Origin of the sequence: Nostoc sp., from assembly GCF_036917815.1 — a bacterium.
Classification (GTDB): domain Bacteria; phylum Cyanobacteriota; class Cyanobacteriia; order Cyanobacteriales; family Nostocaceae; genus Nostoc.
Genome location: NZ_JBALEK010000061.1, coordinates 142,843 through 155,356, shown reverse-complemented (window position 1 = coordinate 155,356; position 12,514 = coordinate 142,843). Strand labels below are relative to the sequence as shown.

10 protein-coding genes and 1 pseudogene are annotated in these 12,514 nt (G+C 42.0%); 6 read left to right on the top strand and 5 right to left on the bottom strand.

The genetic code is table 11. The annotated features are described in order from the left end of the window. Positions 1–50 precede the first annotated feature (50 nt). The 4 genes from V7K97_RS32110 (at position 51) to V7K97_RS18840 (ending at position 3,145) form a co-directional block, all read left to right on the top strand. Entirely contained in the window at positions 51–194 is a 144-nt protein-coding gene (locus tag V7K97_RS32110; protein ID WP_442936913.1) for an IS1/IS1595 family N-terminal zinc-binding domain-containing protein, read from the top strand. A gap of 286 nt (positions 195–480) precedes the next feature. Continuing rightward, complete coding sequence (locus V7K97_RS18850) at positions 481–846, top strand: response regulator (protein WP_334802536.1); 366 nt, start codon at positions 481–483, stop codon at positions 844–846. A 6-nt stretch (positions 847–852) separates the two neighbouring features. After that, the gene (locus V7K97_RS18845) at positions 853–1,458 is read left to right on the top strand and encodes a chemotaxis protein CheX (RefSeq protein WP_334802535.1); all 606 of its coding nucleotides are present in this window, start codon (positions 853–855) and stop codon (positions 1,456–1,458) included. A 70-nt stretch (positions 1,459–1,528) separates the two neighbouring features. Further along, on the top strand, positions 1,529–3,145 hold the full coding sequence (locus V7K97_RS18840) for a hybrid sensor histidine kinase/response regulator (protein ID WP_334802534.1): 1,617 nt from the start codon (positions 1,529–1,531) through the stop codon (positions 3,143–3,145). A 6-nt stretch (positions 3,146–3,151) separates the two neighbouring features. Here the strand turns inward: V7K97_RS18840 and V7K97_RS18835 are convergent, their stop codons facing one another. Further along, positions 3,152–3,346 carry a hypothetical protein gene (locus V7K97_RS18835; protein ID WP_334802533.1) on the bottom strand — a complete coding sequence of 65 codons (195 nt, stop codon included), beginning with the start codon at positions 3,344–3,346 and terminating at the stop codon, positions 3,152–3,154. A 198-nt stretch (positions 3,347–3,544) separates the two neighbouring features. Between V7K97_RS18835 and V7K97_RS18830 the strand changes: the two genes are divergently transcribed. After that, positions 3,545–5,887 (top strand): glycoside hydrolase family 31 protein, encoded by a 2,343-nt coding sequence (locus V7K97_RS18830; RefSeq protein ID WP_334802532.1) that lies wholly within the window; start codon positions 3,545–3,547, stop codon positions 5,885–5,887. 283 nt (positions 5,888–6,170) lie between these two features. Continuing rightward, positions 6,171–6,347, top strand: a pseudogene (locus V7K97_RS18825) (DUF3891 family protein); the annotation flags it as partial. Positions 6,348–6,472: 125 nt separating this feature from the next. Here V7K97_RS18825 and V7K97_RS18820 read toward each other — a convergent pair. The 4 genes from V7K97_RS18820 to V7K97_RS18805 form a co-directional block, all read right to left on the bottom strand. Then, positions 6,473–6,748 (bottom strand): YbaK/EbsC family protein, encoded by a 276-nt coding sequence (locus V7K97_RS18820; protein WP_334802531.1) that lies wholly within the window; start codon positions 6,746–6,748, stop codon positions 6,473–6,475. Between the two features lie 148 nt (positions 6,749–6,896). Then, positions 6,897–8,504 (bottom strand): HlyD family efflux transporter periplasmic adaptor subunit, encoded by a 1,608-nt coding sequence (locus V7K97_RS18815; RefSeq protein ID WP_334802530.1) that lies wholly within the window; start codon positions 8,502–8,504, stop codon positions 6,897–6,899. Between the two features lie 246 nt (positions 8,505–8,750). After that, the gene (locus V7K97_RS18810; RefSeq protein WP_334802529.1) at positions 8,751–11,699 is read right to left on the bottom strand and encodes a peptidase domain-containing ABC transporter; all 2,949 of its coding nucleotides are present in this window, start codon (positions 11,697–11,699) and stop codon (positions 8,751–8,753) included. Continuing rightward, positions 11,696–12,496, bottom strand: coding sequence for a peptidylprolyl isomerase (locus V7K97_RS18805; protein ID WP_334802528.1), 801 nt, complete (start codon positions 12,494–12,496; stop codon positions 11,696–11,698). The genes V7K97_RS18810 and V7K97_RS18805 overlap by 4 nt, the downstream gene beginning before the upstream one ends. Positions 12,497–12,514: the final 18 nt, after the last annotated feature.

Sequence of the window (12,514 nt, the reverse complement as noted above, 5' to 3'; positions counted from 1 at the left end):
GATGTCTCATGCTGAAAAGATAATGTTATTTTAATGGTAAAGTAATAAATATGCAATGTCCTTGTTGCTATTCAACTCAAACTTTCAAGAATGGTTTTCGTCAAGGGAGACAATGTTACAAATGTAAACAATGTGGTCGTCAGTTCCTCGAATCTTACCAAGCTCAAGCAATTGTGTCTCCAGATGCATCTTAAAGGCATGAGTCTGCGAGAAATCGAGCGGGCAACAGATATTCACCACACGACAATTTTGCATTGGCTTTGTAAAGCCAGGCTTGACTTAGATGAAATTTCAAATACTTAACTAAAGTTTAGTTACACCCTATACCATTAACCTTTCAGCAGATGAATTTTAAATATTTTTAACTTAAGCAACTAAATTTAAATGATTTTTTATGGTATAAAGGTCATTTGATTAATAATATTAGTTAACTGAGATAAATCAACAATTCTTGAGCTAAAACACAAAAGGGCAGAGATAATGACATTGATTTTGATTATTGATGATGCAGCCTTTTCTCGCCGAATGATCCGGAAGTTTCTGCAAGTTGATGGTTACGAAATTATCGAAGCAACTAATGGCCGTGAGGGATTAGAATTAGTTCACCAGCGCAAACCAAATTGTGTATTAGCGGATCTACTTATGCCAGACATGAATGGGTTTGAATTTCTGCAAGCTTTACAAGATGAAAAATTAAAAATTCCCACAATTATCATCTCAGCCGATATCCAAGAAGGGGCACGCAATCAAAGTTATAGTCTTGGGGCGATTAACTTTATTAATAAACCAGCAAAAGAAAATGAATTGCGAAAAGCAGTCCAGCAAGTTATTAATACTCAGGAATAAGTTTTGATGAATGTAACAGCAGAACAACTGGATGCACTGGAAGAGTTGATTAATATTGGAATTGGTCGAGCCGCAAGTCTACTGAATGAGATGGTAGACTCTCACATTGGTCTCAAAATTCCAATTGTGAAAGTATTAACTACTGCTGAGGCTTATCAGGAATTAGAAACACGATTCCATGATGACAGCTTGGCATCTGTAAGACTAGGCTTTACAGGTTCTTTTTCTGGTGCTGCGGGCTTGATTTTTCCGACTGACAGTGCATCAACACTAGTTGCAGCCCTTACAGGTGAAGAGCGAGGATCGGCTGATCTAGACGCGGTGAAAATTGGCACTCTGAGCGAAATTGGTAACATTGTTATCAACGGGGTAATGGGTTCACTGAGTAATGTGCTCAAGCAGCATGTCAACTATGCATTACCTGTTTACTTAGAAGATACAATTGAAAACTTGTTAGTATCTACTTATGAAAGCGATTCTAAAATCTTGCTAGCACAAGCTCGATTCATAATTGAACAGTTAGAAATTGTTGGGGATATTATTTTAATCTTTCACGTAGGTACATTTGATGCGCTGCTCAATGCAATTAATGATGAAATTGCAGTAATATGATCTAGAAAACTTCCTAACCTAGCTAGATAAACATATTTAAATCTTCTGCTCAAATCCTGACGATGAAACAATGAATATCATAGAAAAAGCTCATGAAAAATTTAGCCTTTTAGATAAAATTCCTTTAGGAGCTTTTGTTCTACAGTCAGATTACATTGTTTTATTCTGGAACTGCTGCTTGGAGGAATGGACAAAAATTTCCCGAAGTCAAATTTTAGGAAATTCTCTTCATGAATATTTTCCTCATTTGAATCAGCCTCGTTATACTAGTCGCTTAGAGCAAATTTTTCAAGGCGGTCCTCCCGCAATCTTTTCTTCTCAATTGCATAAATATGTTATTCCTATACCGCTATCTCAAAATAAATATCGCATTCAGCAGACAACTGTAACTGCTGTGCCTGCAATAGACGGAAATAAGTTTTATGCCCTTTTCTCAATTGAGGATTTCACAGATTTAACTTTTCGAGTTCAGGAATATAAAAACTTACGAGATCAAGCACTAGCAGTAGCGGAAGAACGCCAGAAAGCGCAACAAGCTGCTGAAGTAGCAAACCGCATCAAAGATGAATTTCTGGCAATTGTTTCTCATGAACTTCGTTCCCCTCTTAATCCCATTTTGGGTTGGGCAAAGCTACTAAAAAACCGCTCATTAAACGAAGCTACTACTGTGCGTGCCCTTGAGACAATCGAACGAAATGCCTTACTACAGGCTCAGTTGATTGAAGACCTATTGGATATCTCCCGCATTCTTCGAGGCAAGCTAGCACTTAATTTAGAAACTGTTGATCTTGCTTTTACTATTGAAGCTGCCTTAGACACAGTGCATTTGGCAGCAGAAGCAAAGTCTATTCAAATTAATCTTGATCTCGATATAGAAATTGGACAAGTTAAAGGTGATGGTAGTCGTCTTCAACAAGTTGTTTGGAATTTACTCTCTAACGCCATTAAATTCACTCCATCCGGTGGAAAAGTCGAAGTCTACTTAAAACAGATTGATTCTCAGATAGAACTGAGAGTCTGTGATACGGGTAAAGGTATTAATCCTGATTTTCTGCCACACGTATTCGAGTATTTCCGTCAGGCAGATAGTAGTACAAGCCGAAGTTCTGGCGGATTAGGACTTGGTTTGGCGATTGTACGCCAACTTGTCGAGTTGCATGGTGGTAGAGTTTGGGTACAAAGCCCTGGTGAGGGACAAGGCGCGACATTTACAGTTTGCCTACCAGTTGTTCAACAGGGTCTGGAATTTAAAATTGAAGATCGGAACATCTCTGACGATTCCTATCCATTCTGTATGCTCCATGCTCCACTAGAAGGGGTACGGTTATTAGTTGTGGATGATGATGCTGATACGCGCGAGTTTCTTGTCTTCCTATTGGAACAGCAGGGCGCGATCGTCACGAGCGCAGCATCCGCCAGCGAAGCACTTGTTATAATAGCACAGTCAAAACCCGATTTGCTGTTGAGCGATTTGGGTATGCCAGAAGTTGATGGCTACGCTTTGATCAAAAAATTACGAGCAATGCCTGCTAATCAAGGTGGACAGATTCCCGCCATCGCTCTAACTGCTTACGCCGCAGAAACTACACAAAAACAGGTTTTAACCGCTGGATTTCAACTTCATATCACTAAACCAGCCGACCCCTCAAAACTAGTAGCTGCAATTGCAGCACTTGTTGAGGACTAAGGCGATTTACAGGAATAAATCGCCGCCGTTGGTTTCCACAACTCTTGGAGACGCTACGCGTAGCAAGATCCCCGAAGGGGTACGCTCAACCAACTGAGTGATCGAGAGTTGAGCGAAGCGATGCACTGAGCGTGGTCGAAGTGTCGAAACTCGCCAACACAGGTATTTTCTTTCTCGGAAATCACCTAACTTCTTAATCAAAAGATTTTCTGGATGTATTGTTAAAATACGTAAACAAACTACGACCTCCTAAAAGTGTTGCGAGGTCTATTGATAACCATTCTCATAATGAGAATTGCTGTGGCACTCATCAGACGCTATACCTAAAGATACACGCTTTTTACCAGTAATTTATGTGAATCTCAATTGGGGAAAGTAGTGATCTTGGAATCAAGGATTATGCCGCAATATTTTGGACAACTGCACACAACCGAAGCGCCTTGGTCAATTCTGGGAGCAGTACAAACAATACAACAGAATCAGCGCCATATCCTCTTGGAGTGCGGCGATGCTAGTCTAACAATTAGTGTGCTAGCACCAAACTTAATTCGGGTGCGGATGACCCCAACTGGTGAATTTCTATCCCGGCGTTCGTGGGCAGTGGCACTTGCGGATGAAGAATGGCTGACTGTGCCGTTTGAAGTGCAGGAAAAAGCAGAGGCTATAGAAATTAAAACTGAGCAATTATCTATTGTCGTGTCCCGCTCACCGTGTCGTATCCAGTGCTTCGACTCAGCAGGACAGCCCTTTGCCCAGGATACAGACTTAGGCATGGGGTGGCGAACTGGTACTGTTGCTGGGTGGAAACGGATTGAATCTGACGAACATTTCTATGGTTTTGGTGAACCGACTGGTTTACTCGATCAGCGATCCAAAGTGAGAACCAACTGGACATCTGATGCGATCGATTACGGGATCATGACAGACAGTATGTATCAGGCGATTCCCTTTTTCATGGCGTTGCGTCCGGGATTGGGGTACGGGCTTTTTTTCAACACTACTTATTGGAGCCGATTTGATCTGGGCGCACAGCAACCCGGAGTCTGGCAGATGGAAACTCAGGGGAGTGAACTGGATTACTACATTATTTATGGGCCCGAACCGGCGAAAATTATGCAGACTTACACCCAGTTAACAGGTAGAATGCCCTTGCCACCTCGATGGTCATTAGGTTATCACCAATGTCGCTGGAGTTACGAGTCACAAGATATAGTACGCAAACTAACCCAAGAATTTCGTCAGCGTCGCATTCCCTGTGATGTTATCTATTTAGACATTGACTATATGAACGGCTACCGGGTTTTTACCTGGAGTCCCAAGCGATTTTCTGATCCTCAAGAATTAATCCAAAACCTCAAGGAAGATGGGTTTAAACTAGTGACGATTGTTGATCCGGGGGTCAAATACGAGCCAGAAGCAGATTATAAAGTTTTTGACGAGGGATTAAGCAACAACTATTTTGTCCGAAAAACTAATGGTCAGTTATTTCATGGCTATGTTTGGCCGGATAAAGCTGTCTTTCCTGATTTCCTGCGTCCTGAAGTTAGAGATTGGTGGGGAAATTGTCAAAACAGTCTCACTGATATTGGTGTTGCCGGCATCTGGAACGACATGAATGAACCCGCACTTGATGACCGTCCATTCGGCGACCCTGGTAACAAAATTTCCTTTCCTCTTGATGCACCGCAGGGACCAACTGACGAGAGAACCACCCACAAGGAAATCCATAATCTTTATGGGCTAATGATGGCACGGGCATCTTATCAAGCATCTCAAATATCTCGTCCGACTGAACGCTCTTTTATCTTGACGCGCGCTGGATATGCTGGCATTCAACGTTGGTCGGCGGTATGGACGGGAGACAATCAATCTCTGTGGGAACACTTAGAAATGTCTCTGCCAATGCTTTGTAACCTGGGTCTATCGGGTGTTGCCTTTGTCGGTAGTGATATTGGGGGGTTTGCGGGAAACGCTACACCGGAACTATTTGCTCGGTGGATGCAACTAGGAATGCTTTACCCCCTGATGCGGGGACACTCAGCATTAACTACTGCACAACATGAGCCTTGGGTATTTGGCGATCGCGTCGAAAAAATCTGCCGCCAGTACATTGAACTCCGTTATCAACTACTACCTTACATTTACACTCTTTTTTGGTTAGCTGCAACTACTGGCGCACCAATTCTTCGCCCACTTCTGTATCATTTCCCCAATGACCCAAAAACCTTTTCTCTTGCTGATCAAGTAATGCTTGGTCCCTCCTTACTAGCGGCACCAATTTTCCGTCCCGGCGTTGAACACCGTGCCGTGTACTTACCTGAAGGTTATTGGTACGACTGGTGGAGTGGGGAGACAATTAAGGGACCAACTCACATTCTGGCATCCGCACCATTGGAGATAATGCCGTTATATGTTCGTGCTGGCTCGATTATTCCGATCGCACCAGTAATGCAATATGTCGATGAACATCCCATAGACCAAATGAGACTACGGATTTGGAAGGGCGTTGGTGAATTTACCCTTTATGAAGATGATGGTCATACTTTTGAGTACAAAACAGGAGCCTTTTGCACCACAACTTACCATGTTTATTCCGAACAACAAAAAACCATTGTTAAGATAGCAGCCAGAGAAGGTGAGTTTTCACCCATCAGACGTGAAATGATTGTGGAATTAGTCGGCGTCGGGGAACAGAGCTTTGTAGATGATGGTACAGCACATCAGTTGGAGTTTTCTACTTAGCTATAAAAGATGCATTTCGGGGAGATCCCAGAAACCTGAGTTCGACGGAAGAAAAACTCTGAAAATTGTACTACTTAACGCCTCAAGAAATTCAAAAGTTTCAAAAGATACTCAGATCACTGAATGCAAAGTTAGGAGAATCATTTCAAGAGCAGTTTCCAGCTACCTCGGTCATCTCTGAAATTCGCTCTAAATGAATTTCTGAATCGATAAATTCGCTCTAAAAAATTGAATTTATATTAGTTTAACTCTCAATCAAAAGTTGAATTCAGGAGATTGATTTGTGATTGTCAACGCTACACCTTATGGGTGGGAAATTATTTACCACCGCGCCCATGCTTTGTTAGCCGCTCAACTGGCAGGACAGTGGAGACGTAAAGATGCACCAGCACGGTTATATGAAACACTAGCTGCAATTTCTCATCACGATGATCTAGAAAAAGAGTGGGAAGAGGACAGCCCAGCCGTAGCTTTACCTACCACGCTTGTCAGGTTAGAGCCATGCAATACGATAATTAATGTACCGCCAGACTTAGCGAAGCGAGAAAGTAAATATTGAATCGCCCAGGTGCGATCGCTTGACCCTTAATTTTGTACAATTGCTCCCAAAGTGCCATTGGCTGCACGTAAATAATCATCTGGCGATAGCAGAAGCAGCATACCTCGCATCCCACCAGAAACAGTAATCTGCTCAAATAGGGTTGCTGTTTCATCAAGGTAAACTGGATAGTCTTTTTTACTAGCTAAAGCTGTCACACCGCCACGGATATATCCTGTTAGTGGCTGAACTTCTTTGAGAGGTTGTTTGAAAAGTTTTTTCGTATACGCCTGACCCTTGGAGATCCCCCTAAATCCCCTCAATTTATTTATGGGGATTATCTTTTTACTTTTTACTTTTTACTTCTTAAAATCAGACCTCTTGAATAATTACCTCTAAAACTATTATCAGCAACAGGAGGAAGAATTGCCAATTTCATGAGAAATTATGATTCAAAGCACATTTACTGACTTAGCGTACAAACTTCAGACTTTCGACACTAGAACTAAACATATCTGTAAAGATACTCATCACCGTCCGTTCTCGCAGTTTAATATTACCACTGACTGACATCCCCGATTGCAGAAGTACTTTCCGCCCATTAATCGAAATTGATTGTCGCTCCAGGCGCACCTTAGCAGGGAAACGGTAGAAAGGATAAATCTGATCTGGTGGTAGAGCATCATTTCCAATCCATACCAATTTCCCTTTGACATCACCAAATTCACTAAAAGGAAACGAGTCAACCCTCACATCCACTGTCATCCCCTCTTTAACAAAACCAATATCTTTATTGGTGATATAGACTTTAGCCACCAGAGCATCATCAGGAACAACTTTCAGAATTGGTTCGCTGGATGTCACCACAAATCCTGGTGTATGTGCCTTAAGTTCAAATACTGTACCTGAGACTGGGGAATTGATTGACTGATATTGAAGATTCATTTGAGTTTGGCTCAACTGAGATTCATTTTCCGCAATCTTCTTATTATTTTCGACTATGGCTTTAGTCAACTGAGAGTCAATTTCAGCAAGTTTTTTGTTATTATCTGCAATTTGAGTGAGCCAATCTTTACGAGAAATAGCTACAGTTGATTGCAACTTAGCTTGTGCTTGGTTGATAGCAGATTGTAAACGCAAGCCTTCTTGGGTAAGTTGGTCAATTTCCGATTGAGCGTTTCTAACTTCCTCTTGCTGCTTGAAGTATTGAATTTTAGAAATCGCCCCATCATTCATTAACGGAGTAATATTATCGAGAATTCCTTGATTCATTTTCAGAGTATCTTTTGTACTAGCCAGTTTGATTTGAGTTTGATTGAGTTGACGACTGAATTGGTCAACTTCCAGCTTTGCAGCAGTCACACGCGCATCCAATTCCAAAGAAGTGGATATTAAGCGTTCTTTTTGTTCGATGTCTAGTCCACTGGTAGAACCTGTACCATCTAGTTGAGCGCGATAGACTCGATTCTCTGCTACGATTGCGGCTCGACTTTTGGTGAGATCAAGCATTTCATTTGTCACTGGAACATCGACAGGACTAACTGTATCTGCACCTTTCATTTCAGCTTGATAAAATTTATTTTCTTGAACTAAAGAAGAACGAATTTTCTTTAAGGAATTAAGTTGAGCATTAGCAGTAGTCGGGTCAAGACTGAGAAGATGTTCACCAAATTTAACCTGCTGTCCATCTTCAACGTAAATTTCTTTAACTACGCCACCAACAGGAGCCTGTATTTCCTTAACTGCACCTGTTGGCTCTAACTTTCCAGTAGCAGAAACTGCTTCTTCAATTTTGGCGAAGTTTGCCCAGATAATTGTACCAGTTGTAACAGCCATCAAACCCCAAAGGATAGCTCTTGACCATTTGCGAGACTGTCGGAGAATTACAGGTTGGTCGAATTTAGGAATATAACGGGGTGCGGTGGTGGGTGGTTTTGGCTGAATATCGGATGTCTCAGTTGATAATTGTTCCAATTGTTGAACAGAAGTTATTGCTGCCTTTGGGGAACTACCATTGCCATTGTTTGAGTGCTGACCATTCCCATTGTCATTATTACTATTGCCATTATTAATACTCATAATTATTTAGCTGTTAGCGATTAGCGATTAGTAGTTAGCTTTAAAATAGTAGTTGTTACTACTAAGGATTGAAAAAGTGAAAGATTTTAGAGAATTGAAAGTATGGCTAAGAAGCCATCAGCTAGTACTCAAAGTTTATTTATAATAGTTTTTAGCTATTAGCTTTTTAGGTTTAAGACCCCCGTTAAAATCAAAGATTTTTAACGGTCTTCAATTAATGGCGGGTCACAAGCTAAGAGCTAAGGACTAACCGCTAGAAGCCTCTTGCTGTTGGTATAAGCAATAATAAAGCCCTGTTAAATCCATGAGTTCTGTATGAGTTCCCTGTTCTGCAATTCGTCCTTGGCTCATCATTAAAATCACATCGGCATTTTGAATTGTTCCTAGCCTGTGAGTAATGAAAAATACTGTCCTTCCCTTAAATACTTGTGCTAGATTCAAGCAAACTTGGCGTTCAGTGGCATAGTCAAGTGCGCTGGTAGCTTCATCCAGAATCAACAGTGGTGGATTTTGTAATACAGTCCGAGCGATCGCAATTCGTTGTCTTTGTCCTCCAGATAAAGCCGAACCTCTTTCTCCAACACGAGTTTCATAGCCGTTGGGCAGATTCATAATAAAGTCATGGGCGCAAGCAATCTTAGCTGCCTCCACAATTTCTTCTGCTGTGGCATCAGGCATTGTTAGAGCAATATTTTCTTGTACCGTAGTATCAAATAGCAGAGTGTCTTGCAACACCATACCGATTTGCTGACGCAGGGAGTAGAGTTCTACCTTATTAATGTCATAGCCATCAATTTTGATGCGACCAGAATCTAATTCATAAAGTCGAGGTAAGAGTTTGGTTAATGTACTTTTGCCAGCACCACTTTGTCCCACAACTCCAACAAACATACCAGCTTCGATATCAACGTGAACATTATTAAGTTGTGGGTTAGGGCTTTTAGCGAAGCTGAAAGTAACACTTTCATATTGAACTGCACCAACAATAGCAGGCATCGGGATGTTATTACGCCCAGCAATTTCTGTTTCCTGGGGAGTATCGAGAATATCAGCCAAGCGTTCTAGAGATAAAGCAGTTTCTTGGAAGTTCTGCCACAGTTGAATTAACCTTAACAAAGGACTTGTCACATAACCTGCGATAATACGGAAAGCAATTAACTGTCCCAAAGTTAGTTTTTGCTGCAATACTAAATATGCACCTACCCATAATAAAAGTAAGCTTGATAGTTTATTGAGGAAGTTAGAGAGGGAACTAGCAGTATTGCTTGTCAGAACATTCTCAAAACTCGCACTAATATATTTGCCATAACGAGATTGCCATTGCCAACGAGAATTGAGTTCGATATTTTGGGCTTTGACTGTTTGAATCCCAGAAACCACTTCAACTAAATACGATTGAGTTTCGGCATTGCGTTCGGCTTTGGTTCTAGTTTGACTGCGAATAATCGGAGCAAATACAAAAGTAATGAGTGCAAATAGCGGTACTGTTGCCAGTGCTACTATGGTTAGCAACCAGCTATAAAAAATCATTACTACAATATAAATAACAGAGAAGATAGCATCTAGAACAACAGTCAGGGCAGTACCAGTAAGGAAAGAGCGAATATTCTCTAATTCGTTGATCCGGCTGGATATTTCTCCAACAGGGCGCTTCTCAAAATAACGTAGCGGTAAACGTAATAGGTGGTCAATAACTTCCGAACCCAAACTTAAATCAATCCGGTTGGTGGTATCAACAAACAAGTTGGTACGTAGCCAAGTAATTATGCCCTCTACTATAGCCATTGCTATGAGCAGAAAACCCAGAACGTTGAGAGTATTAATCCCGTTTTGAATGATAACTTTATCAATAATTACTTGGGTGATTAAGGGATTTGCTAGCCCCAATAGTTGTACAAATAATGAGGCAATAAATACTTCAATTAAAACTGTGCGATGTTTTTTAATGGCAGGTAGGAACCAACTTAAACCAAATCGCTTTTGAGGAGTTTCTTTGGTGGGTTGCAGCAAAAGTACTTGCCCCTCTTCCCCCCAAGTCTCAGCAAAATCGGCTGGCTTTTTACGGACAATGCCTTGTTCTGGGATCGCAATAACTAATTCTTTTTCCGTGGCTTTGTAAAGAATTGCATAACTATCTTGCCAGGGAATCAAAACTGGTGTGGGTAGTTTAGAGATAGCGACGGCGGGAACATTCACCAGTTGAGAGGTCAGCCCCATTAGTTCTGCCAAAGCACCACATAATTGAATAGAAATGCTGCCTGTGCGCTGAAAATTACTAACTAAGGCACGGCGTAGGACATCGCGGCGAAATGGCATTCTTAAGTGTTGCGCTAGCATTTGGAAACAAGCAAGAGTTCCATCTACAGGCCCCCGACCGGATATGTGAGGATATTTGATTTGCGATTGCTCAATTTCTTCTGCTGATTCTGGGCTTAGGGGGGCAAATGGTGCATTTGACCAGATTCCAGTGTCTGAGTCAGAGATGAGAGAGTCCGAAAGTTCGGAGCTAAGTGAGAGAGTCGGGTCAGTAAAACCAATTAAGCGAACTGACCCAGTGATATAGGCTTGCGGTTCGGCAGGATTTAGGCGATCGCCTACTGTAAAGTTAGACCCTCTACTACTAACTAACCACAATAAGTTGGGGTCTAATTGCTGGAGTGGTGTTTTGCCTGGAGGCAAGTTAAGGATAGTAGCTTGTTTTGCAGCAGCAGTAGCAAGTTCTTTGAGATTGTCTGGAATTTTACCCCGCCGTTCAAATTCTGCCCCCAATAGGTCAAAAATTTCAATTAGGCTGCAATGCTTGAGAAAAGCGTTAGCGATGGCGGGTTCGAGTTCTATTAGACTTAAGAAATCCGAGGCTTTGAGGGTTAGGCAAAGAGTTTCAACTGACGCGATCGCAGTTTCACACGGTACACTACGCAGCAAGCTTGTCCAACCGATGATTTCTCCTGGTTTTAGTAGTTGCAGGGTATCAGGGGCAGAAGCACCAGGAGCATATCCCAATAAACGGGCTTGCCCTTGGTAAAGAATGGCTAGTCTCGCTGGTAGGGTTTCTCTGACCAAAATTGCTTGCCCCATACGGTAGCGCAAAGGCTCAAGTTTTTCTGCAATCTTCTCAACGCTGGTAATCGAAAGCTGGTCAAATGGATGAATGCTAGCGAGAAATTCTTGAATCGTGGTAGTGCTTTCTATCATCTTGTTACCAAGGCTGGGGAATTAGGAGTGGGGGAATGGGAGAAATTCCCCGCTCTCCCACTCTCCCCCTCCTCTTCATGTATGGTCAATTGCGCTTTGCTGATTTCTTCAGCTAACCAAGTTTCAAACAGATGATTAAGGAGTGTAGAGCGCATTGCATCATCTAATTGAGCCGGAATTAGCTTTTCGAGTCGCACAATCACAAACCACTCGTCCAATTTCATCGGCGGCCATAACTGTCCTGGTTGGGAAATGGTCAGTTTTTGTGCGATTGCTGGGTGGGGTTGACTTATGGTAACAGGCCCCAGCATCCCTTGAGTTTGAGCTTCTGCCCCTTGTGAATACATCGAGGCACAGTCTGCAAATGTTTGTTCCCCGGCTTTGATGCGGAAATACAGTTCTTGGGCAACTTCGGCATCAAATGTACGAATTAGGGAATAAATTACTTTGTCTAGCTGAGGCTTACATTGCAAAAAATAAGATTCTAGCTTTGTACCCCAAGTAGCTTGCTTTAATTTCTCAATTTTCAGTTCTCGCATGGCAACAGCTTCTAGTTGCTCAAGACTCATACTGTAATGTTCTAAGGCTTTTGCTATAGCTTGCGGTGTTGTCAGTTGATTGTTTTGGTAGAATTGCTCAATAACACACTCTCTTTCTGATGGAGTGAGTTCTATTAGGGAGATCGCTGTTTCAATCACCAACAAACGGCATAACTGCGGCAGCATTTGGAAACCAGCCAGCAGATGCGGAATTTTTGCGCTTGTAATTATCTGGTTGCCAATTTTCAGATGAGCCATAGGGTGCTGGAAAGTTAG

Excerpts from the sequence above, each read along its gene's own strand:
- V7K97_RS32110 (WP_442936913.1), top strand. The coding sequence starts at position 51 with ATGCAATGTCCTTGTTGCTATTCAACTCAAACTTTCAAGAATGGTTTT.
- V7K97_RS18850 (WP_334802536.1), top strand. The coding sequence starts at position 481 with ATGACATTGATTTTGATTATTGATGATGCAGCCTTTTCTCGCCGAATG.
- V7K97_RS18845 (WP_334802535.1), top strand. The coding sequence starts at position 853 with ATGAATGTAACAGCAGAACAACTGGATGCACTGGAAGAGTTGATTAAT.
- V7K97_RS18840 (WP_334802534.1), top strand. The coding sequence starts at position 1,529 with ATGAATATCATAGAAAAAGCTCATGAAAAATTTAGCCTTTTAGATAAA.
- V7K97_RS18830 (WP_334802532.1), top strand. The coding sequence starts at position 3,545 with ATGCCGCAATATTTTGGACAACTGCACACAACCGAAGCGCCTTGGTCA.
- V7K97_RS18815 (WP_334802530.1), bottom strand. The coding sequence starts at position 8,504 with ATGAGTATTAATAATGGCAATAGTAATAATGACAATGGGAATGGTCAG.
- V7K97_RS18810 (WP_334802529.1), bottom strand. The coding sequence starts at position 11,699 with ATGATAGAAAGCACTACCACGATTCAAGAATTTCTCGCTAGCATTCAT.
- V7K97_RS18805 (WP_334802528.1), bottom strand. The coding sequence starts at position 12,496 with ATGGCTCATCTGAAAATTGGCAACCAGATAATTACAAGCGCAAAAATT.